This window comes from Pseudomonas sp. NPDC087814 (assembly GCF_044742865.1).
GTDB lineage: Bacteria > Pseudomonadota > Gammaproteobacteria > Pseudomonadales > Pseudomonadaceae > Aquipseudomonas.
Genome location: NZ_JBIUVK010000010.1, coordinates 25,265 through 47,089 on the forward strand (window position 1 = coordinate 25,265; position 21,825 = coordinate 47,089).

Consider the following 21,825-nt stretch of genomic DNA (forward strand, 5'->3'; position numbering starts at 1 on the left):
ATGTTGAACGGACGCGACCCGCGCATCGATTTTTTTCGGGGCCTGGCGTTGATCTTTATTTTCTGGGATCACGTGCCCCACAACCCTCTGGGCCAGATCACCTTGCGCAACTTCGGTTTCAGCGACGCGGCGGAAGTCTTCGTGTTCCTGGCCGGTTATGCGGCCGTGCTGGCCTACGGCAAGATCCTGCAGCGCGACGGTTATCTGATCGCCTGCGTGAAGATCTGGCGGCGCACCTGGGTGCTGTACGTGGTGCACATCTTCCTGCTGGCGATGCTGATGGGCATCGTGTTCTTCGCCAACAGCCATGTGGAAACCCGCGACCTCGTTGAAGAGATGGGCCTGACGCACTTCGTCACCCATCCCCAGCAAGCCCTGGTGGATGAACTGTTGCTGCGCTTCAAACCCAACCTGATGGACCCGTTGCCGCTGTACATCGTGCTGCTGGGTTGCCTGCCGCTGGTGTTGCCGTTGCTGTTGCGCAAGACCTGGGCGGTGGTGGCTGTTTCGCTGGCGGTGTACTTGCTGGCGCCGCACCTGGGCTGGAACCTGGCGGCGATTGCCGACGGCGTGTGGTACTTCAACCCGGTGACCTGGCAGTTGCTGTTTGTGCTGGGCGGCGCGGCGGCGATTCATGCCGGGCAACCCCGCCCTGTCGAGACTCGGCGCCTGTTGCGTCAGCCATTGTTCGTCGCTGCGGCGGTGTATGCGCTGGTGGCGGGGGTTCTCACGCTCTCGTGGCGCTGGCCGGAAATCCACGACGCGCTGATGCCGTCGGCGCTCAGTGACCTGCTGTACCCCATCAGCAAGACCGACCTGTCGCCCGTGCGTTTGCTGCACTTCCTGGCCCTGGCCTATGTCACCGCCAAGCTGCTGCCTGGCCGCGAATGGACGCAGAACTGGCTGGCCCGACAAACCTGCCGTATGGGGCGCTACTCCCTGGAAGTGTTCTGCCTGGGGGTGCTGCTGGCGCCACTGGCAGACATGATCAATGCGATCACCGGCGATGCCTTCGCCATGCAGATTTTCACCGCACTGGTAGGCGCCGGGTTGATGGCGTTGCTGGGGGCCTGGCTGGACTTGAACAAGCGGCTCACGCAACCGGCGCGCGTTGCCACCGCCTGAAAAACAAAAAGCCCCGTAAGGGGCTTTTTGTTGAGCGCAGGAAACTCAGCTCGCGGTGCGTGCCGCCGCTTGAGTCGGCTGCAACTTGAACACGTAGAACAACACCGTCAGCAGCACCAGGAACACCGGCCCCACGTAGAGCGCCACACGGGTGTCCGGGAAGTACGCCATCAGGCCCACCACCAGCACCAGGAACGCCAAGGCCAGGTAGGAGCTGACCGGGTACAGCCACATGCGGTATTTAAGGCCGTCACGTTCGGCCTGGGTCAGGCTCTTGCGGAACTTGAGCTGGGCCAGGAGGATCATCAGCCAGGTCCAGATCGCGCCGAAGGTGGCGATGGAAGTGACCCAGACGAAGACTTTTTCCGGGACCATGTAGTTGAGCAGCACGCCCAGCAACAGCACGAAGATCGACAGCAGCAGCGCCTTGCGCGGCACGCCGTTGCTCGAGGTGGTACCGAACGTGGCCGGGGCCTGGCCGTTCTGCGCCAGGCTGTAGAGCATGCGCCCGGTGCTGAAGATACCGCCGTTGCACGACGACAACGCCGCGGTGATCACCACGAAGTTGATGATGCCGGCGGCGGTCTTGATACCCAGGCGCTCGAAGGTCATCACGAACGGGCTGCCCTGGGTGCCGATTTCGTTCCACGGGTAGATCGACAGGATCACGAACAACGCACCGACGTAGAACAGCAGGATGCGCCAGAACACCGAGCCGATGGCACTCGGGATGGTCTTCTGCGGGTTCTTCGCTTCACCGGCGGTGAGGCCGATCATCTCCACGCCCAGGTAGGCGAACATCACCATCTGCAGGGACATCAACACACCCTGCACGCCATTGGGCATAAAGCCGCCGTGGGTCCACAGGTTGGAAATGCCCAGGGCCACGCCATCGTTGCCAAAGCCGAACGCGATGATGCCGACGCCGCAGATCACCATGGCGATGATGGTGACGATCTTGATCAGCGCGAACCAGAACTCGAACTCACCGAAGGCCTTGACCGCGATCAGGTTGATGGTGCCCATGCTGATCAGTGCTGCCAGGGCCCAGATCCAGCGGGGTGTATCGGGGAACCACACGCCCATGTACACGGCGACGGCCGTGATTTCTGCCACGCAGGTCACCAGCCACAGGAACCAATAGTTCCAGCCGGTGAGAAAGCCCGCCAGCGGGCCGAGGTAATCCTGGGCGTAGCGGCTGAACGAACCGGCCACCGGGTTGTGCACGGCCATCTCGCCGAGGGCGCGCATGATCACCAGGATCGCCAGGCCGCCGATGATGTACGACAGCATGATCGCCGGGCCGGCCATTTCAATGGCCTTGGCCGAGCCTAGGAACAGGCCGACGCCGATGCATGCACCGAGGGCCATCAGGCGAATATGCCGTTCGCCGAGTTCGCGTTTCAGCGGACCGCCCTGAGCGGTCTCGCCGTGGGGCAGATGATTGCCAGCTGGCATAGGGATACAACCTCGTCTTGTTATTGGATATGAGCCACCGAGTCCGGGGCGTCATGGCGGGTCTGCCATGGCGTACCGTTGCCGGATCACCTTTTGGGTAAAACGGTCTGGCCGGGCCAGATCAGCGGGGGTGCAGTATAAAAAGCTAAACCCAGGGGTTTTCACTCTATAAACGGCAAGATTCAGCGGGAACTCTCGGTAAAGGCGCCTTTTGCGGAGGAGCATCACCTGGTTAGCGTAGGAATCATCGCCACCAAACGGCGGCGAGTATTGCACGGTAATGGTGCAGCGTCATGCCCCTACCTTTGGCGGGTTTACGGGTGGGGGAGGCTCTAGCTCGACGGTTTGGGGTTATGTGGCGGGGTTATCTGTGACGAGCGGGCTTGACTGTGGCGAGGGGGCTTGTCTGTGGCGAGGGGGCTTGTCCCCCGTTGGGCTGCGTAGCAGCCCCAAAACCTGCCATAAGTTCTATCCGGAAAAATGCGGTGTCTTTACTGGGGCTGCTGCGCAGCCCAACGGGGGACAAGCCCCCTCGCCACGGACAAGCCCGCTCGCCACAAATCTACCTTCGAGAAACACGCCGACACTGAACTGCAAGAGAGCACTCCACAGCAGCTGCTAACGTCAATTGACTACTTCCCCTCAAGGAGCAAAGGAATGCTTCATCAACCCAACTCTCATCTGTTACGCCGTGGTCGACATTCAGAATCTGGCCGTCCTTATCTGATTACCGCCGTGGTTCACAACCGGCAACCCCTGTTCAAAGACTTCCATTTGGGAAGACTACTGGTAGCAGAATTCAGGAAGACCCATGAATTGGGAATGGTCGACTCTCTGGCATGGGTCGTCATGCCTGATCACTTTCATTGGCTATTTGAGCTGCAAGGCACAACGTTGTCGCAGGCTGTGGGACGTACCAAATCCCGCAGCACCCTCACCATTAATCGCGCACGCGGCAGCAAAGAACGATTCTGGCAACTTGGCTACCATGACCGAGCAGTGCGTAGCGATGAAGACCTTCGCAAAATTGCCCGCTACATCATCGCCAATCCTCTGCGAGCGGGCCTGGTCGAACATATTGGTGACTACCCACTATGGGACGCAGCCTGGCTCTGATTTTTCCTGTGTGGAGAGGGCTTGTCTGTGGCGAGGGGGCTTGCCCCCCGTTGGGCTGCGCAGCAGCCCCAGTAAACACACCGCATTTCTTCAGGAAGATCTTCATGGCAGGTTTTGGGGCTGCTGCGCAGCCCAACGGGGGACAAGCCCCCTCGCCACAAACAGCATCACACTCACAAATCCCCCTCACTCGCCCACCACCGTCTAAGCTTCAACCAAGTCCGATCAATCTACGTAAATGGATCAATCGACTATGGGCGCTTTATGGCAAAACGCTTCGACCAAGGCTGCGGTATCCACCGATAGCCCGGATGAACAGCCGTTGCCACAAAGCCCTCCTCCCCGCCGACGGTTGTGGTGGCGGCTGTTCTGGCTGGTGCTGCTGATTGCGCTGATCGCCCTGGGCTTTGCCGCCCTGCGGGAAATGCGCACTTCAAGGTTGCAGGCCAAAACCTTCTCCGACATTGCCTCAACCCTCACCTACCAAATGCATTCGGGCCCCAGCGATGCGCGGGTTTACCCTGGCGCCGGGCCCTTTGACAAGCGCCTGGGCTACAGCGCCCTCGGCGAGTTCCTGCCGCGCTTGATCAAGCGTGACTACCTGATCCAGGCTCAAGCGCGCTTCTCTCCCGACCTGATGGCCTACGCCCAGCGCGGCCTGTTCGTGCCCTACCCGGAAAAGATCCAGGCCGGCCTGACCATCACCGATTGCCGCGCCGCGCCGCTGTATCAGTTCACGTATCCACAACAGTTCTACCCAAGCTTTGCGGCGATCCCGCCGGTGGTGGTCAGCAGCCTGCTGTTTATCGAAGACCGCGACCTGCTGGACCCGAAAAACCCGCAACTCAACCCGGCCGTGGATTGGCCGCGCTTTGCCAAGGCCGCCTGGTCCCAGGTGGCGAAGCTTTTGCACCTGCCCGGCCAGACGGCAGGCGGCAGTACCCTGGCCACGCAGCTGGAAAAATACCGCCACTCGCCCGACGGCCTGACCCTGTCCGGCGGCGAGAAAATCCGCCAGATGATTTCTGCCAGCGTGCGCGCGTATCAGGACGGCCCGCAAACCCTTGCCGCTCGCCAGGACATCGTGCGCGACTACCTCAACAGCGTGCCCCTGTCGGCGGTACCCGGCCATGGCGAAGTGCACGGCATGGCCGAAGGCTTGCGCGTGTGGTACGGCGCCGACTTCAACCAGACAAACGCGCTGCTCATCGGCACCGACCCCAAACAGCTGCCGCAAAAGGGTCTGGCGTTGCGCGAGGTGCTGTCGCTGATGATCGCCCAGCGTCGCCCGTCTCACTATCTGTCCAAGGGCCACAAGGAACTGGCGGACCTCACCGACAGCCACATCCGCCTGCTCGCACAAAACAACGTGATCGACCCGGCGCTGGCCAGCGCAGCCCTCGCCAGCAAAGTCACCTACCGTGACTGGCAGCAACAATCGACGATCCAGCCAATCGAAACCAACAAGGGCATCAGCGTCGCCCGCACTCGCCTGGCCGCCCTGCTCAACCAGCCGCTGTACGACCTCGACCGACTCGATCTCTCTGCCACGAGCACCTTGCAAGCCGACCTGCAAAGCCAGGCCAGCACGTACCTCAAGCAACTCGCCGACCCCGCCTTCGCCGCGCAGATCGGCCTGCTCGGGCCCACGCTGCTGACGCCCGCCAGCACCGCTCAGGTTCGCTACAGTTTCAACCTCTACGAGATGACACCCGACGGTGCCCGCGTGCGCGTGCAAACCGACAGCACCGACCAGCCATTCGACATCAACGAAGGCAGCAAGCTGGAACTGGGTTCAACCGCCAAGCTGCGGGTGATGACCACCTACCTGCAAATCGTCAGCGAGTTGCACGACAAATACGGCGCGATACCCGCTGCCCAACTGCGCAAGATTCCGGTGGACGACCAGGACCGCATCACCCGCTGGGCCCTCGATTACCTGATCCAGAACAGCGACCGCAACCTGCCGGCCATGCTCGACGCCGCCCTCAATCGCCAATACTCGGCCAACACCGGCGAAGGCTTTTTCACCGGCGGCGGCATGCACCACTTCCACAACTTCCGCAGCCAGGACAACGGCCGCAATCCCACCTTGATCGAGGCCCTGCGCGAGTCCATCAACCTGCCGTTCATTCGCTTGATGCGCGACCTGGTGCGCTACACCACCTACCAGGGCCCGAACAACAGCGCCGAGTTGCTCAAGGACGACAACGACCCGCGCCGCCAGGAATACCTGGCCCAGTTTGCCGACCGCGAGGGCACTACGTTCCTGCTCAAGTTCTGGAAAAAGTACCGCAACAAAGATACCCAGGCGCGCCTCGATACTTTCCTCGATGGCATGCACCCCACCGCCATTCGCCTGGCCGCCGTACACCGCTACCTGCTGCCCAACGCCAGCCAGGCGAGTTTCAACAGCTTCGTCCGCTCGCACTTGAGCAGCGTCAAAAGCCCTGAAAAACTCACCGACGAGCGCCTCGAAAAGCTCTACCAGAATTACGGCCCCGGCGCCTACGACCTGCCTGACCAAGGCTATATCGCCAAGGTTCACCCGCTGGACCTGTGGCTGATGGGCTACCTGCTGAACAACCCCGACGCCACCTTCACCCAGGCCACCGCCGCCAGTGAACACGAGCGCCAGGAGGTTTACAGCTGGCTGTTCAAGAGCCGCCACAAGAGTGCCCGCGACAGCCGCATCCGCACCATGCTGGAGATCGAAGCGTTCCTCGATATTCACCAGCGCTGGCAAAAAGTCGGCTACCCCTTCGACCATCTGGTGCCGTCGCTTGCCACGGCCATCGGCAGCTCCGGCGACCGCCCGGCGGCCCTGGCGGAACTGGTGGGGATCATCCTCAACGATGGCGTACGCCAGCCCACCCTGCGTATCGACAGCCTGCGCTTTGCCGCCGACACCCCGTACGAAACCCGCTTGGTCAACGACCCCAATCGCGGCAAGCGCGTGATGCCTTCCGAGGTGGCCACGGCACTCAAGGGGGCGCTGTCCCAGGTGGTGGACGCGGGCACTGCACGACGCGTGTCCGGCAGTTTCAAACTGGCGGACGGTACGCCTTTGGCCATGGGCGGCAAGACCGGTACCGGCGACAACCGGATCGAAGCCATCGGCGCCGGTGGGCGGATCCTCAGCTCCAAGGCGATCAACCGCACGGCGACCTTCGTGTTCTACATCGGCGAGCATCATTTCGGCACGCTGACCGCCTTCGTCCCCGGCGCTTCGGCCCAGGGTTTCAAGTTCACTTCGGCGTTGCCGGTACAGGTACTCAAGGGCATGGCGCCGATTCTTACGCCCTATCTGCAACCGGGCAACAACAGCTTATGCAGCGTGCGCTGATGGGCCTATCCCTGCGCTTTTCACTTGCGGATTACTGAGGGATCCGCCGCGGTTTCCACCCACTATTCAAACTTATCCGCAGCCGTGCCGGTGCATAGACTCAAGCCTTCTTTTTGAGCTCTACAGGTTGCCCCCATGGCCGACATACCCGACCAGTCCCTGCACCACGCGTTTATCGAAAACGCCCTGCCGCACTGGCTGAAAACCACCTCGCCACTCCGCCTGCGCGCACTCAACGACGTCGCCCGCCAAGGCATCCGCCACTATCCCCATGCCAGCGCCAACCAGCATCAAGCGCTCAAGCCCGCGATCGCCGCACACTGGCAGCAGCAGGCTGCGATGGACCAGCGATTCCAGGCATTGACCGACGTGTACGCCTTCGCCGAACCGCTGCTGAAAAATGCCTTGAAGGCCTATGGCGAGATCGACGTCAGAACCACCTGCCTGCGGCTGTATGCCAGCGCCAAAGTTGCCTGGTGGGTGCACGATTTCAATCGTGGGGAGCAAAGCAAAACCCTGTCGCTGCTGGACGTCGCGCTGGCCAACTTTGCCGCCTCGGACACCTTCGTCGACTACGCCTTCCTGTCCGCCGAAGACCCACGCGGGCAGCGGGATACACTGACCTTGCGCCACTCCATCACCGGCGCCGTATTGACCGCTGAACAGTTCAAGCACATCTGCCGCACCCTGGACCTGGGCGCCCGCTACCAGAAAAGCCTGCGCCAGGCCCTGGGGTTCTATGACCCGGCGGTGACCCGGGCCGTGCGCCTGCAGATGATTGCCACAAAGAAGACTGCCCTGAGTACGGCGGCGCACCTGGCCTTGATCAACCGGGACATCGACGCCGATGCTCACGGCGCCGTGCTCGACCTGATCGCCGGCCGCGTCGCACTGCTGGACGGGCAGGCGCTTGAATGCCATACCCTGAGCCTGATGAACACGGCATTGACCGGCATCCTGTTGCTGTTTGTCCCGCAGCCCACCCGGCCCGTCGGCAAGGTGCTGGTGTACATCCCCGCAGACCCCGAACACCCTCTGAAGCAATACCCTTCGCCTGCGGCCTTCCTCAGCCACCTCACGGAAAAACTGCGGGACAGCCAGCGCTACCAGACCTTCTTCAGCCAGTTCATCGACCACGCCAGGCGCGGTGAATTCTTTGCCGGGCTCAATACACGCTTGAGCCGTGTGCGCTGGCATCAAACCGCCCACACCGACCCGCGCCCCAGCTGGCGCGACACTCCGATCACCCAGCCAAACCTGCAATTCAGCGTGCAGGCTATCGGTGACGATCACGTCAATCGCTCAACGCTCGCCGCCGAAAATGACCTGTGGAATTACCAGTACCGCCTCAAGTTGAACAAGATCGTCAACGATGCCCTGGACATCGCCGTGCCCACCGCCACCGCCGACCGCCACGCGCGCTGGGCCTGGTGGGACAACCTGGAAAAAATCCTCGGGGATATCTTCAATGCGGCGCTGCTGGTGCTGACACCCTTCGTGCCGCTGCTGGGGGAAGCGATGCTCGCCTACAGCCTGTACCAGATCACCGAAGAGGTGTTCGAGGGGATTGTCGATTGGGCTCAGGGGCGCGGTGCCGAGGCGGCGGAGCAAGTGGTCGCGGTGGCCGACAGCGTGATCCAGTTTGCCTTGTTCGGTGCTGCCAGCCAGTTGGGCCATGTCGCACGGCTCAAGCTCAGCCCCTTCGTCGAAGGCTTGCGCCCGGTGGTGCGGCCCGACGGCAGCACGCGCCTGTGGCACCCGGATATTGCGCCCTATGCTGTGAAAAACCTCGACCAGCCGCCCATTGTCGACGGCCTGCACACCCATCGGGGCAAGCAGATCCTCGCGCTGCAAGGTACTCACTTCGAAGTGCAGGCAGACCCTGAAACCGGCGACACGCGTATCGCTCACCCGGAGCGCGCCAACGCCTATCAACCCCTGGTGCGGTTCAACGGCGACGGCGCCTTCGTACATGAAGCCGAGCAACCGCGCACCTGGGACAGCGCCACGCTGATGCGCCGCCTGGGGCCGCGCACGGCGCCCTTCAGCAACCAGCAACTGCAGCAGATGCAACGCATCAGCGGTGCCGACGACGGTGTGCTGCGCAACCTTTACGTGCAAAACCGGCCGACCCCGCCGCTGCTGGAAGCGACCCTCAATCGCTATGAAGCCCAGCGCGCTGCCACACAGACCGTGCACACCATTCGCGCCGGCGCACCGCTGCCGCTGGATGCGACGTCCGCCTGGTTCGAGCAGACCATCACCGAGCTGCCGGGCTGGCCCCAAACCAAGGCATTGGAAGTGTTCGTGCGCTCGGACAAGAGCGGTGACTCCCACAAGTACGCCAACCCGCAGGCATCGCCGGCCGACACGCTGCAATTGAGCCTGGCCGAGGTGATGTCCGGCGAGTTGCCGGCGCGGGTGCTGGAGTTTCTCGATGAGCCGTCGATCAGGCACCTGCTGGGCGGCGACGTGCCGCAAGCACTGCGCGTGCAAACCTTGCGCGATCAACTGGCGGACTCGGTGGCGCGCCAGACCGGTGACATCGCCGACTACATCCATCAGGCCCGCCAGGTCAGCGCCGATCCCCATGAACGCCGTTTGCGCGAACAGGTCAGCCCGCTGGACCGGCCGCTGGCCGACACCCTGCTGGCCGGCACAACCCCGGCCGAACGGCAAACCCTGGACCACCACGTACCGCTGCGCCTGCTCAATCAGGCCAGGGAACTGAGCTTCGCCCAGCACAGTGTCCAGGCCTACGCGGGGTTCTTCCCGCCCTGGGCGATCACCGAAGGTACCGAGCGCCTGGTGCTCAATACCCTCAAGCGCTACAGCGATGGCTTTGGCGACCTGCACCTGCAAATCCGCGATCGCCTGGTCAGCGGTACGCTGCGTTGTGAAGCCGGGCCGGCCGATGCCCGCCGGCGCCGGGTGCTGGTGCGCCAGAACGACGTGGGCTACGAACTGTTCGATCAGCAGGGCCAGCGCCTGCATGGGCCGGATACCCTGTATGAATGCCTGTTGCGCGCGCTGTCCGAAGCGCAGCAACGTGAACTGGGCTACCGGCCCGGCCAGGGCGCCGGGCTCAAGCATTGGCTGATGGAAACCCTCGAACCCCTGGCCGAACGGCGCCGGGTGCTGGCCGAGCCACCGCTGCGCAGTACGGCAGATGTGCAGACCACCACCCTGCTCGGCGGCGCGGCCCTCGGCGGGTTGCGCCGCGCCCAGGAGCACCTGGGCCAGGCCCGCGCCCGGGAGGTGCTGGCCAGTCTGTTCCCGACCCTGGAGGAGGAACGCCTGCAGCGGTTCCTCAATGAGATCGGCCCGGGGCTGAACAACGATGTCCTCAATCGCCTGGTCCTGCAGCGGCACAACCTGTACCGGGAGCTGGAGCAATGGAAGCGCCTGCCCGGCCCCCATCCCAAAAACAGCCGCATGGCCCGGGAGGAAAAACTGCGTAAAAATATCATTGCGCACAAACTCTATCGCTGCTGGGAAGACCGCCTCGCCGAGCACCGCGACGACTTGGGCCAGGTGCAGAGCGGCGCGAGCCTGGACCTCAGCGCCCTCGACCTGCCCGGCAGCCTGCCGCTGCTGGGCAATGGTTTCGAGCACGTCACCCAACTGAAGCTGGCCAACTGCATGTTCAACGACAGCCAGTGGCCCTTTCTGCAGGCATTCCCGTCCCTGCGGGAGCTGGACGTCAGTGCGAACGAACTGACGCGGCTGCCCGAGCCCATCGCCAACATGCGCTACCTGCGCGACCTCAACCTGGGGGAAAACCAGATCACGCTGCTCAACGGCGACGTTGCGCGCCTGAAAAACCTCAAGCACCTGCGCAACCTGAACCTGTACCGCAACCCGCTGACGCAGCCACCGAACATCTCGAAAATGCCGCACCTGCGCCGCCTGTTCCTGAGCCGCACCCCCATCACCCAATGGCCCACCGGGCTGTTTGCCCACCCACGGGAGGAGGGTTTCCTGCTGGACCTGAGCCAAACCCGGATTGATCATGTGCCAGCGCTCATGGCCGATAGCGCCGAGGCCCGGACCGTCGCCCATACCCGCCTGGACCGCAACACCCTGCTCAACGACCAGCGCCTGCTGTACGAGCAGTACCGCGAAGCCGCCGGACTGGACCCCAACCGCAGCTATGAACCCCGTGGAGAGAGCGGCCCGTGGCTGGAACGGGTCAGGCCGCCGTTACTGGGCAGGCGCCAGGAGCTGTGGCAAGCGGTGGAGCGCGAGCACGGCTCCCAGGGTTTGTTCGAGGTGATCAAGGCCCTTGAAGCGCCCGACTTCTTCCAGCGGCCCCAGGACATGGACACCTATTGGGACAATCTTGAAACGTTGCGCGAGCGCGTCTGGCGTTTGCTGGAGGCGGCCCACAACGATACGGCGCTGCGTGAAAAGCTGTTCAAGATGGCCAGTTTTCCCGGCCTGTGCGCCGACGGCAGTGCACAGATTTTCAATGACCTGGGCATCGAAGTGCTGGTCAGCGAAGCCCAGCGTTACTCCGCCTCGGCCAGCGAGCGCGAGGGCAAACTGGTGACGCTGGCAAAGGGCAATGCACGGCTCAAGCAATTGAACCGCATCGCCAGCGAGGACATTGCCCATCGGCTCAAACCCGAAGCCGAAGGCGGCCTCGGCCAATGGCTGCGTTCGCAACGACGGGAGGGCGTGATGGGTAACGTGGACGACGTGGAGGTCTACCTGAGCTACCAGACCTCCCTGGCCAAGCGCCTCGACCTGCCCTGGCTGTCGGAACACATGCTGTACCGCGACACCGGTGACGTAAAACCTACGCAGATCGAACAGGCCTACAGCACGGTGCTGGAGCTGGGCGAAGGCGATGGCCTGGTCAACCAGATGTTGCTGGAGCCCTATTGGGAACAGTACCTGCACGACCACCACCCGAACACCCTTGAGGCCAATGCCCGGCATTTCGACGAACAATGCGCACGCCTTGATGAACTGCAGGAAGCCCAGGCCAGGCTGGCCCAGGCCAACGGCTTACCCGCCGAGCAGAAGGAAGCGTTGGGGCTCACGCTGATCGGCCTCGCCGACGCCCTGGGTGTACCGCACCCGCAGGTGCTGACCGGGCAACCCATGACGGACGACAGCTACAACCTGCTGCTCAACGAACTGGGCTACCGCGAAAAACAATGGATGCGCGAGTTGACCCACCAGGCTTTGGAACGCCACAGCCAACAACGTAACCGCGTCACGCGCCAGGTCTGACCGTATGGGTGTGTCATGGCACCCCCATTACCAGTACGCCGCTGCCGTTCAACGGCCCCTCGACAGGCAGGGACCCCGCCTGCTTGACCAGGGCGAACGTTACAACGTCGCTCCCGGAACTGTTGGTGATACGGGTCAGGAACGAGCCATTGACTCGAACCGCAGTCCCCTGACGGACAAGGGCCGTGCCCACGTTCGGATTGCTCATCACCAGCGCATTGGCGTTGAACGAGGACGGCGTGCCTTTGTAGGTAATGGTGATCGGCGTGGTAATCCCCGGGTCCGGGCACCGGTAGGTGAGCGTGCGATCGGTACGAACGGTGGTTGATACGGGGTCGGTGCCTATCGCCCTCTGGTGCACGTTGCCGAAGTTGATTTCGATCGGTTGGTTATTGTTGATCGTGCACGACGACGGGGAGATGGTGAAGTCGTTGTTGGCGATGTACGTAAGCTGCAGGCTCGTGGAAAAGGAATCGTAGTTGTTGGTCTGGTCGAGACGTAACACGCCCAGAGTGTCACCTATTCGAATGTCGATCGGGTTGGTCGGGTTGTTGCGGATCAATATATAAGGGATGACATCGATCGGGATCGGAGACGTATTGTTAGGCATGGTCGCAATCCTGATACCCGCCTGGATAGGCGTGTTCCAATAACTGCCATTGATACGCAAGCCGGTCGTCTGGCTGACGAACTTCGGACCAGGCGACCAGGCCGGGCCGATCCTCGTCCCGGTGGCCCAGTAGTCCTGCCGTCCATCCGGGGTATAGCTGTCCGGTTCAAACCGGCATTCGATCCTCACCCCGGACAGGAGAATGCGCGGCTCATTCACCTCCAGCCGCACATTCACCGGAACCTGCAGGTTCAACGTCCCGCCAATGCTCACCCGTTGCCAATTGCCGCCATTGACCCGGCAATCAGCCGCTTTCACGGTCGTCGTGACGCCAGCCAGGGCAAGCAGCACAACGGCTCCAAATAGTCGTTTCATGTTGTTCTCTTTCATCCCATGCATAACGGTTTAGCGTTACGGATAATCCAGCGTAAACGTCGAAGTCACACGGTAGCTGCCGTGCCCGATGGTCTTGTCCCGCAGGGCATCCGGCTCACCCTGCACATAGGCCTTGAGCAGGATGACGTTGTTGCCGGGGCTCAATTTCTGTTCGTCGCCGACCTTGTTCACCGGCACCGGCTTGTCGCTCAGTGTCTCCAAACCCAGCCCGATACCAGAGGCACCGCTGCCACCGTCCAGCGCAAACAAACCGGGCAGCGCGCGGTTTTCCGCACCGTTGAACAGGATGGTCACCGAGTCGCTGATGGTGGTATTGCAGTCATCCAGGTGCAGGGTGAAACGTTTGCCCACTGAGCGTGTGTTGATGTAGAGGTGCTTGCTGGTCAGGTCCCACAGCTCCAGGGTGATGGCTTCATCGCCCGGGCGGATGGTGCAGGCCTGTTCCACCAGGTTGCCCTTGAACCTCAGGTTGTCCACCGCCTGCGCCGTGGCCGCCAGGCCGAAGGTCAGCAGCAGGACCAGCCCCTTATGAATCATTGCGTGTCGCATACACTCGACTCCTACTGGTATTCAGCCAACAGTGTGGCCACCGCCGTGAACCCTTGGGCCTTCAGGACCGAACCCGGCCGTTTGACCGGCACCACTTCCAAGGTCGGCGGTGCCGCCAGGCTGATGTCCAGCGGCGTGTTGAGGCGAAACGGCGCGTTGTTCTGGTACAGCCGAATGCCCAGGTCAGGCGCAGTGGTCTGCAGGGCCGCGTTATCAAAGCTTGTCTCTGCGCCCTTGACGCTCAACTTCAACAGCCACGGCAGCGTGGAGGCGCCGCAGCGGATGGTGTAGCCGACGGCCCTGCGATATTTCACGCCATCGACACGCTTGGTGCCGACATCCCCGAAATCGACTTCAATCGTGCTGCCCGAATCAATCGTGCAGGGCGGCGGCTCGTTCAGCGTTCCGTTGAACGTCAGGTTGGCCGACGCAGCACTGAAAAAGCCGAAGCAACACAAGCCGAGCAACGTTCGCTGTGGCCAACATTTCATTGATCGTTTCCTCATTATTGGTACTCGATCACGAGGGTGGCGGCGGTCGCAAATGCCCCGCCCGTCAGCGTGCTGCCTGCGCGCTTGACCGGCACCGCCTGCACGGCCGGAAAGGTCGGATGGGTAAACCTGAGCGGCGTGTTCAGCGGCCAGTCCGCCCCATTGGCGAAGAGCTTGACCCCCAGGTCGGTCTTGGGGGTCGAGAGCACTTTGTTATCAAACCCGGCTGCCGCGCCCTTGAGTTCCAGGGTCATCGCGTTGCTGTAAACGGGAGGACTGCAGGTGACGGTATACGGCACGTCCCGTCGATAATTCACGCCATCAATCCGTGACGTCAGCAGGTCATTGCCGAACGGCACATTCAGCGTGCCGCCGCTGTTAATCACGCACGGTGGAGGTGCAATGATGGTCGCGCGGATCGTCAGGTTGGTATCGGCCTGCACGCCCTGGCTGACCGCCCACAGCAGTCCCGCACCGATAAAAATGGCCCACGGGCCGGTTAACCTGGTCATTGTTCTGCCCTTACTCATAATTGAGCCTGAAATCCACCACGGCCCGGAATGCACCGCTGGTCAGGGGTGCCGGGGTGCGCGTGGGCTGGACGTTCCAGGTCTGCGTGTTGCGGCCCAAGGGCAAGAACAATGGCTCCCCCCTTGAACCCAGCTGTACATCGCGCCCCTGGGAATCGGTCAGGCGCAGGCCCATCCCGGTGATGCCTTGCACCTTGACCAGCCGTGAATCATCGGCATCGGCTGGTGCGATGAACGCCACCGAGAGCACCGGTTGATAAGCACTCCATGTCAGGTTCCCCGTGCGTTCACTGGCGATGCGGCCGGCGGTGCGCCGGCAATCCTCGAACAGCAGTTGAAAGGCCACGGAGGTCGCCTGGTCACCCGGCCGTTGCAACTGGCTGGCCGACACCGGGCCCAGGTCGATCGTCTGGTGCAGGGATGCCATCTCCAGGCTGCAGGGGGTTTCATGCATGGACCCGAGAATGTTGAGCATCCCGACCATGCCCTCCACATCCTCGTCATCCGCGGCGTGCGCCGGCCCCATCAGGGCCAGCAACAGACCGCCCAAGACCTTCACTGTGTGCAACTTCATGACGTTCTCCGGCAGCAGGCACTACTGATTGGCCACAGACAGTTGCGTGTTCACCTTGCATGTCTCGCCACTGCAGGTGAACGCCAGCAGCGGACGGCCACCGTAATCATTCACGTAGGACAAATAGGGGGTGGTGCCGAGCTCCTTGGCAGTCGGCCCCAGGGCCTGCGTGCCTTTGGGCGGGACCATCACCGGCTCGAAGCCCGGTATGGTCTTGCCGTCCTTGCTGCTGCGCGCATCCACCAGGGTCACGTAGTAAGGCGTGGGGTTATTCACCTGGTAGTGATCGCCTTGCCGGGTAAGGGTCAGCTTTTCCTGCCATGGGTTGGACAGGTCCTGCTGGGTGGGGGTAATTGCCTGCGGCCGGTAAAACAATTTGATCCGGGTTTGCAGGGCGATTTGCAGGGTGTTGGGCTTGTCGCTGCGCGGCGGAATTTCCCGCAGGTTGAAGTAGTAGACCGTCTCCCGATCCTGGGGCAGCGATTTGGCGGCCGGCAACGCCTGGACTTTTACCTGGCTTTGCTTGCCGGGCTCCAGGCGTTGGACCGGTGGCAGCACGATCAACGGCGAGGTGATCTTGTTGCCCTCTTCATCCTCGATCCAGCCCTGGGCCAGGTACGGCAACTGGGGGTTGTTGTTGGTGATGTTGACGCTGGTTGCGTCTTTGCCACCGTCGAAAATCACGCGGGTACGGTCCAGGCCGACAGCGGCGTTGGCGCTCTGGCTCAAGACCGCCAGCAGCAGTGCGTAGGTAAAACGTATGTGGTGTTTCATGAGGATGGGTTCTCCATAGTGTTTCGCTGGCCGGTCAGGGTGGCTGGCTCGGGTGAGGCTTGATCGACGGCTACCCTCTGGCAGCGCAGTTGCAGGGCATCGGTGAACGCATCCGTTGGCAACTCGACAGGCAGCGTCAGGACACAACGCTCGGTGCCGCCCCAGCTGACGATCATCTGCTCGCCGGCCTGAATGCCGCTCAGGTAGACATCCCCGCCGTCATTCACCACCCCGGTGTCCTGCTGCTTGCGGTTTTTCACCGTGGCGCCGAAGGGCGGTGCGCTGCCATCCGGCAGGCGAAGAACCGCCATGGCCTTCTGGCCGGAAATCACTTCCAGGGATCGGTAGCCAATGGCCCCCTCGGTGAGGGTCAGTTGCGTCACGGATTGAGTGGCCTCGACATCGCTGGGCAATTTCTCCAGGTCAACACTGGCCGCCGTACGCTGGTAGCTGGTGATGTCGGAGATGACCGCCTTGCCGAACGCGTTGCTGCGGGTCGGCGTGCCGTAGCCCCGCACGGGCACATCGGGCACACCGGCGGTATCGACCAGCAGCCGGGTTCCGCCGGTACTGGTGGTTCGATGCAGCGCCCCGCCGTAAGGCGTGAGCGTGCCGCCGCCACGCACGGATGCGCTGAGGGTGCGGTTATTGCCTTGTTGCGTCGTGGCGCTGAGGTCGATGTCGGCCTGGTCACCAATATGGCTCAGGTAGCCGCTGGCCGAGGTGTCGCTGGCACTGACCTGGTAGCTGTTACGTTCATCCAGGCGATCGGCGTAGCGTGTGGTAAAGCTGTTTTTGCCGCCGGCCCTGTTGGCATCCATCGACAGGGTGCCGGTGGGTCCCAATGGCAGGCTGACCGTCAGCGCTGCTCCGTTGTCCTTATATTGGTATTCATGGGTGCGATATAAATTCAGCGACAGGCTCATGTTCCTGACAGAGCCCACGTTGAAGTAACGAGACGCCGACAGGTTCCAGCGCTGGGTGTCCGGCCGGTTCCAATAGGTTTGTTTGTTGTAGCTGGCATACACCGTGGTGTTCAGATCGCGGAACTGTTTGTTCACCGTGACCGTATACAGCGCCTTGTTACCGCCAATGGGTTTCCAGTGTTCAATGAAGTTACCGTCTTCATCGAACACGCCGCGCCCACCCAATTCACCGTTCAACCCATAGTGCCGAGCATCCAGGTATTGGCTCATGCTCAAGTAGTTCTTCTCGGAGAACCGGTAACCGGCGAAGGTGACCTGGCTGTCGTACTCTTCAAAGTTCTTGGAATATTGAAGGCGGTAGGATTTGCCCGAAAGTGTCTGGTTCCACAGGCTGGCGCGAGACTGGGTGACGTCCAGGGAAACGGCCCCGAACGCCAGCAAATCCCGCCCCGCCCCCACCGACAGCGCACGGTAGTTGTTATCCGTTATCGCACCGCCCAGCAGCGACCAACCATTGCTGATTCCCCAGGAAAACTCGCCGGTGCCGAAAAAGTCACCGTGGGAGTGGTACTGCAGGTTGGACGGTCGCCCGGCAGACAGCTTGTAACGAACCTGCCCGGGACGCGTCAGGTAGGGAACGCCTGCCGTATCGAGCTGGAATTTCTGTACCGAACCGTCCTGCTCCTCGACCCGCACATCCAGCGTGCCGGACACGGCGTCGTTAAGGTCCTGGATCCGAAAAGGGCCTGCCGCCACCAGCGTTTCATAGAGCACACGCCCCTGCTGGCTGATGACAACCTTTGCATTGGTCTTGGCCACCCCGACCACTTCCGGTGCATAGCCCCGCAGGTTGGGCGGCAGCTGGCTTTCGTCTGACTTGAGCCCGGCACCGGTAAAGCGGAAGCTGTCGAACAGGTCCGAATACAGGTAGTCCTCGCCCAACACCAGGCGTGCCTTCAGCGCAGGAATGGCGCGATATGCGTAATAGCGACTCCACTCCAGTTTTTGCCGGCTGGCCTGCGCCTCGCGGTCTTTCTCGACACGCCCTTGCCAATCCGCCCGCAGGCGCCAGGCCCCGGCATTGGCCCCGAGTGTGCCGTTACCGCTGAGGTCATTGCGCGTACCGTCACCTTTGCGGTAGCTGGACTGCGCCGTCATGTTGTAGTCGACCAGCAGCCCCGGCACCCCCTCGTCCCAACGTGACGGCGGGTCCCAGTTGATGGCGCTGTATTCCAGGTAGGCCTGGGGAAGGTTGATGTCCAGGGTGGACGTGCCCAGGTCGGCACTGACTTCCATGCCGGGCAAGCCCGTGACATCCAGGCACTGCCCGCCCTTCCACCACTTCAGCTGGTCAGCACCGGACGCCTTGAGGCCCAGTTGCTCGACAAGCTCGCGCGATAAACAGGGCACACTGCCTTTGGGATCATCATCGGGGGCAAAGAACGCCACCGATTGTTCAGATATAGGTTGGGTATTGAGCTGGACCACCATCGAGTAGGTGCCAGGCAAGATAAACCCACTGCGTGCAAACTGAGACAGGTCAATATTGGAGCGATCAATCAGATCAAGAACGTCGGTATTAAACTCAATATCCCCGGCGCCCATTGCAGTTCCAGCCAGTGATATCAACCCGCCAAAGAGGCTGGGGCGCAGCGTATTCATGACTTTCGACGTATTCAACATACACGCAACTCAATCTTCAAAAGTATTCCAACTTGAACCGCACTGCCGCGCGGTGAGCCCCTGCCAACAGCGGCACTCCGTTGCCCACCAGGCGGAGCCTGTAATGAAGTGTCATGTCGCCATCAACCACCGGCAGCAGCGCCATCGGCACTCCCGGCACACTCACCTGGCCAGCGGCGTCCTCAATATGGAAAGCAACCCCCTGCGAGGCCCCAAAGGCCGCAAAGGTGCGCCCGCCCATATCGCTGGGCCCGTCGAACGTCACGCGAAGATGCTCCCAGTCCGGCAGCGTTTCGCCGGGGCGCAGCGGGTCGGGACGCGTCACGGTGCAGTTGACCAGCCGTAGCTGGAACGGCTGCATTTGCCCCGCGCCCTCTCGCAACAGGCGGCCGATGGGTTCGGGAGGCATGTCGATGGTCTGATCGGCAGTGACCGCTTCCAGCCCGCAGGCCGAGTCGATGATCTCGCCTCCCAGCGTGACGAGCCCATCGCCTTGCACACGCGTCTGCGCGGCATCACAAGGGCTGATGAACAACGTCAATGAAGAGGCAATAGCGAGACTTATGAATGTTTTCACCTTGATCTCCCGCCAGTTTTCCCCCGCCACCAGTGGTGGCGGGGGAAACACTTACTGATAAGCCAAGGTGAAGTTGGCGACCGCGCTGAAATCACCAGGAACGATGTCGCCTGTCGCCTGGCCTTGTACGTAGGCGCCGAACTGCAGGGTGTTATTACCGGCAACAATGGCCTGCGGAGTGGTTGGCACGCCCAACTCAATCGCTTTGCCGCCGTGGGTCATCATGATGCCGATGCCGCCCGCGCTGCCGACCGTGCCAATGCCGCCAGGCACAACGCTGGACGGTGCACCGGTGAAGGTAGTGGTCACGGTGTTATCGGTGAGGCCAGACAGGTCGCACCCTTCAAGCTCGATCGCCACGGGGCGGGCGGTGGACTTGCCGCCGGATTGCAACTGATGCTTTGCAATAGCGCCAAGTGCAACTGACTGATCCACAGACTCAGGCTTGATAGAGCAAGCACCCGAATGGACCGAACCGGTAAATGTAATCGTCCCGTCCGCCGCATTAGCAACAGAGATCGAACCCGCCAACAGGCCGACAGTCAACAGCGCAGCTTTTACTTTAGTCTTCATTTGCAGAGGCTCACATGTATTAAAAATCAAAACGAAATCCTGGCTTAGTTGCGCACAGGACTTAATTAACCCAGCGCCAGAACAATTTCCTGAAGCAATGGAAATCGGATGCTTTCCAATTACTTGTATTGCAATTCAGGAGTTCGTTCGAGGCCGGGCAATTATCCATTTCGATTTTGAATATGAAAGCCGGTCGATTCGCTTATTCACGTAGCCTTGTCACACCAAGACACATAGGAAAATTATGGCACTTTGCCAAAACTTTTGAATCAACCGTAAGAAACGGACTACATCAACTTAACGAGAATGATTTAGTGCAGAACAAGTCCGTAAGAATAGGATTACATATTATAAAAAACAACAGTAATTACTGGGGCACGCCAACTAACAAGTTGGCGAATATGTCGAAAGGGTCAGTGCGCTGATCGGCCCGTTTCGAGTCCCGTCTCACAAGACGCGAGATGACCGTTCGTCTGCCGGGGTTGCGGCGGCAATAAGATATATCTTACGTTGTATCTAAACCAAACGAGAGCACCCAAAATGAGAGACCATCATTCACACCGCGACCCCGGTGACAGCCGCGACGGCTTCGACAAACGTCCAGGCCGCGAGCGCGGCGGCCGTGGCCCGCGGGTCTTCGCCCCCGGCGACCTGAAACTGCTGCTGCCGGCGCTGATCGCCGAACAGCCGTGCCATGGCTACGACCTGATTCGCCGGATCGAGACCCTGTTCGACGGCGCCTACAGCCCCAGCCCCGGCGTGATCTACCCCACGCTGACCTTTCTCGAAGAAAGCGAATTGATTACCGGCGACGCCGAAGACGGAAAAAAACGCTACACAATCACCGACGCCGGTCGTCTCTTCTTAAGCGAACAGGCGGTTGCCCTCGAAGGCATTCGCATGCGCATGGATGTGAGCAAACGTTCGCTGCGGGGCCAGGACCGTCCGCCGGAAATCCACGAGGCGGTGCATAACCTGCGCCACGCCTTGCATTCGCACCACGGGCGCTGGAGCCCGGAAGAAATCGTTCGTGTCGCGGCGCTGCTCAACAGCACCGCCCAAGCCATTGCCGACGGGAAAGCTCAATGAATACCCAAGCCATCCACCGCGTGACCCACGAAATCAAACGCCGCCGCCTCGAAGTCCTGCGGGTGGTCGACATCACCCCGCGCATGCGCCGCATCACCCTGGGCGGGCCGGAACTGGCGGGCTTTATCAGCCTGGGCAGTGACGATCACATCAAGCTGCTGTTCCCACAGAACGCCGCCGAACAGGCGGCGCTGGACAGCCCCGACTTCAACCTGCGCGGCGACGGCCCGCAACCCGCCATGCGCGACTACACCCCACGCCGGTACGACCTGGACATCGGCGAGCTGGACATCGACTTCGTGCTGCATGGCGATGGCCCTGCCTCCACCTGGGCCGAGCAGGCCAAGGTCGGCCAGCACCTGCATATCGGTGGGCCGCGTGGCTCGATGATCGTGCCGGATATCTTCGACAGCTACCTGTTGATCGGCGATGAAACCGCGATCCCGGCGATTGCCCGGCGCCTGGACGAATTACCGGCGGGGCGCAAGGTATTGGCGGTGATAGAGATCGCCAATGCGGCGGAACAGCAGCCGCTGGCCAGCGCTGCCGAAGTGGAAGTGATCTGGGTGGTGCGCGGCCAGGATGACCTGCTCGAGACGGTGCAGAACCTGACGCTGCCGGACGGTTCGCTGTACAGCTTTGTCGCCACCGAGAGCAAGCTCTCGCGCCAGGTACGGCGGGTGCTGCTGGACACGCACAACGTCAATGAGGCATTCCTCAAGGCCGTGGGTTACTGGCAACAGTGATCCCTGTAGGAGCGAGCTTGC

General features: G+C 61.8%; 16 protein-coding genes. 6 read left to right on the plus strand and 10 right to left on the minus strand.

The window, feature by feature from the left end; translation table 11 throughout:
- On the plus strand, window positions 1-1,125 hold the full coding sequence (locus ACIOMR_RS10740) for an OpgC family protein (RefSeq protein ID WP_102606052.1): 1,125 nt from the start codon (window positions 1-3) through the stop codon (window positions 1,123-1,125).
- A 45-nt stretch (window positions 1,126-1,170) separates the two neighbouring features.
- Here ACIOMR_RS10740 and ACIOMR_RS10745 read toward each other — a convergent pair whose 3' ends face one another.
- A complete protein-coding gene (locus ACIOMR_RS10745; RefSeq protein ID WP_401193977.1) occupies window positions 1,171-2,583 on the minus strand; it encodes an amino acid permease in 1,413 nt (470 codons plus the stop codon).
- 657 nt (window positions 2,584-3,240) lie between these two features.
- On the opposite strand from ACIOMR_RS10745, the gene ACIOMR_RS10750 reads away from it, so the two are divergent.
- The 3 genes from ACIOMR_RS10750 (at window position 3,241) to ACIOMR_RS10760 (ending at window position 12,286) form a co-directional block, all read left to right on the plus strand.
- Window positions 3,241-3,699 (plus strand): REP-associated tyrosine transposase, encoded by a 459-nt coding sequence (locus tag ACIOMR_RS10750; RefSeq protein WP_032899435.1) that lies wholly within the window; start codon window positions 3,241-3,243, stop codon window positions 3,697-3,699.
- A 253-nt stretch (window positions 3,700-3,952) separates the two neighbouring features.
- Window positions 3,953-7,045, plus strand: coding sequence for a transglycosylase domain-containing protein (locus tag ACIOMR_RS10755; RefSeq protein WP_401193980.1), 3,093 nt, complete (start codon window positions 3,953-3,955; stop codon window positions 7,043-7,045).
- A 135-nt stretch (window positions 7,046-7,180) separates the two neighbouring features.
- Entirely contained in the window at window positions 7,181-12,286 is a 5,106-nt protein-coding gene (locus ACIOMR_RS10760; RefSeq protein ID WP_401193983.1) for an NEL-type E3 ubiquitin ligase domain-containing protein, read from the plus strand.
- Window positions 12,287-12,299: 13 nt separating this feature from the next.
- On the opposite strand, the gene ACIOMR_RS10765 is transcribed toward ACIOMR_RS10760, so the two are convergent.
- From ACIOMR_RS10765 to ACIOMR_RS10805, 9 genes are read right to left on the minus strand one after another with little or no spacing between them, the layout of a single operon-like run.
- Window positions 12,300-13,271, minus strand: coding sequence for a fimbrial protein (locus ACIOMR_RS10765; RefSeq protein WP_008435561.1), 972 nt, complete (start codon window positions 13,269-13,271; stop codon window positions 12,300-12,302).
- A gap of 36 nt (window positions 13,272-13,307) precedes the next feature.
- On the minus strand, window positions 13,308-13,841 hold the full coding sequence (locus tag ACIOMR_RS10770; protein WP_087692798.1) for a fimbrial protein: 534 nt from the start codon (window positions 13,839-13,841) through the stop codon (window positions 13,308-13,310).
- An 11-nt stretch (window positions 13,842-13,852) separates the two neighbouring features.
- Window positions 13,853-14,332, minus strand: a complete 480-nt coding sequence (locus ACIOMR_RS10775) for a fimbrial protein (RefSeq protein ID WP_003216426.1) — start codon at window positions 14,330-14,332, stop codon at window positions 13,853-13,855.
- A 14-nt stretch (window positions 14,333-14,346) separates the two neighbouring features.
- Window positions 14,347-14,844, minus strand: coding sequence for a fimbrial protein (locus ACIOMR_RS10780; RefSeq protein WP_003216424.1), 498 nt, complete (start codon window positions 14,842-14,844; stop codon window positions 14,347-14,349).
- A 10-nt stretch (window positions 14,845-14,854) separates the two neighbouring features.
- Window positions 14,855-15,436 (minus strand): fimbrial protein, encoded by a 582-nt coding sequence (locus ACIOMR_RS10785; RefSeq protein WP_003216422.1) that lies wholly within the window; start codon window positions 15,434-15,436, stop codon window positions 14,855-14,857.
- Window positions 15,437-15,457: 21 nt separating this feature from the next.
- Window positions 15,458-16,210, minus strand: coding sequence for a fimbria/pilus periplasmic chaperone (locus ACIOMR_RS10790; RefSeq protein ID WP_008435565.1), 753 nt, complete (start codon window positions 16,208-16,210; stop codon window positions 15,458-15,460).
- Window positions 16,207-18,819 carry an outer membrane usher protein gene (locus tag ACIOMR_RS10795; protein WP_158244083.1) on the minus strand — a complete coding sequence of 871 codons (2,613 nt, stop codon included), beginning with the start codon at window positions 18,817-18,819 and terminating at the stop codon, window positions 16,207-16,209. The genes ACIOMR_RS10790 and ACIOMR_RS10795 overlap by 4 nt, the downstream gene beginning before the upstream one ends.
- A gap of 16 nt (window positions 18,820-18,835) precedes the next feature.
- Window positions 18,836-19,396 carry a fimbrial protein gene (locus ACIOMR_RS10800; RefSeq protein ID WP_023659209.1) on the minus strand — a complete coding sequence of 187 codons (561 nt, stop codon included), beginning with the start codon at window positions 19,394-19,396 and terminating at the stop codon, window positions 18,836-18,838.
- Window positions 19,397-19,447: 51 nt separating this feature from the next.
- Complete coding sequence (locus ACIOMR_RS10805) at window positions 19,448-19,969, minus strand: fimbrial protein (RefSeq protein ID WP_401193991.1); 522 nt, start codon at window positions 19,967-19,969, stop codon at window positions 19,448-19,450.
- A gap of 540 nt (window positions 19,970-20,509) precedes the next feature.
- Between ACIOMR_RS10805 and ACIOMR_RS10810 the strand changes: the two genes are divergently transcribed.
- Window positions 20,510-21,058 carry a PadR family transcriptional regulator gene (locus ACIOMR_RS10810; protein ID WP_003216412.1) on the plus strand — a complete coding sequence of 183 codons (549 nt, stop codon included), beginning with the start codon at window positions 20,510-20,512 and terminating at the stop codon, window positions 21,056-21,058.
- Window positions 21,055-21,804 (plus strand): siderophore-interacting protein, encoded by a 750-nt coding sequence (locus tag ACIOMR_RS10815; RefSeq protein ID WP_401193995.1) that lies wholly within the window; start codon window positions 21,055-21,057, stop codon window positions 21,802-21,804. Before ACIOMR_RS10810 ends, ACIOMR_RS10815 begins: the two co-directional genes overlap by 4 nt.
- The last annotated feature ends 21 nt before the right edge of the window (window positions 21,805-21,825 follow it).

Excerpts from the sequence above, each read along its gene's own strand:
- ACIOMR_RS10740 (WP_102606052.1), top strand. The coding sequence starts at position 1 with ATGTTGAACGGACGCGACCCGCGCATCGATTTTTTTCGGGGCCTGGCG.
- ACIOMR_RS10745 (WP_401193977.1), bottom strand. The coding sequence starts at position 2,583 with ATGCCAGCTGGCAATCATCTGCCCCACGGCGAGACCGCTCAGGGCGGT.
- ACIOMR_RS10750 (WP_032899435.1), top strand. The coding sequence starts at position 3,241 with ATGCTTCATCAACCCAACTCTCATCTGTTACGCCGTGGTCGACATTCA.
- ACIOMR_RS10755 (WP_401193980.1), top strand. The coding sequence starts at position 3,953 with ATGGGCGCTTTATGGCAAAACGCTTCGACCAAGGCTGCGGTATCCACC.
- ACIOMR_RS10760 (WP_401193983.1), top strand. The coding sequence starts at position 7,181 with ATGGCCGACATACCCGACCAGTCCCTGCACCACGCGTTTATCGAAAAC.
- ACIOMR_RS10765 (WP_008435561.1), bottom strand. The coding sequence starts at position 13,271 with ATGAAACGACTATTTGGAGCCGTTGTGCTGCTTGCCCTGGCTGGCGTC.
- ACIOMR_RS10770 (WP_087692798.1), bottom strand. The coding sequence starts at position 13,841 with ATGCGACACGCAATGATTCATAAGGGGCTGGTCCTGCTGCTGACCTTC.
- ACIOMR_RS10775 (WP_003216426.1), bottom strand. The coding sequence starts at position 14,332 with ATGAAATGTTGGCCACAGCGAACGTTGCTCGGCTTGTGTTGCTTCGGC.
- ACIOMR_RS10780 (WP_003216424.1), bottom strand. The coding sequence starts at position 14,844 with ATGACCAGGTTAACCGGCCCGTGGGCCATTTTTATCGGTGCGGGACTG.
- ACIOMR_RS10785 (WP_003216422.1), bottom strand. The coding sequence starts at position 15,436 with ATGAAGTTGCACACAGTGAAGGTCTTGGGCGGTCTGTTGCTGGCCCTG.
- ACIOMR_RS10790 (WP_008435565.1), bottom strand. The coding sequence starts at position 16,210 with ATGAAACACCACATACGTTTTACCTACGCACTGCTGCTGGCGGTCTTG.
- ACIOMR_RS10795 (WP_158244083.1), bottom strand. The coding sequence starts at position 18,819 with ATGTTGAATACGTCGAAAGTCATGAATACGCTGCGCCCCAGCCTCTTT.
- ACIOMR_RS10805 (WP_401193991.1), bottom strand. The coding sequence starts at position 19,969 with ATGAAGACTAAAGTAAAAGCTGCGCTGTTGACTGTCGGCCTGTTGGCG.
- ACIOMR_RS10810 (WP_003216412.1), top strand. The coding sequence starts at position 20,510 with ATGAGAGACCATCATTCACACCGCGACCCCGGTGACAGCCGCGACGGC.
- ACIOMR_RS10815 (WP_401193995.1), top strand. The coding sequence starts at position 21,055 with ATGAATACCCAAGCCATCCACCGCGTGACCCACGAAATCAAACGCCGC.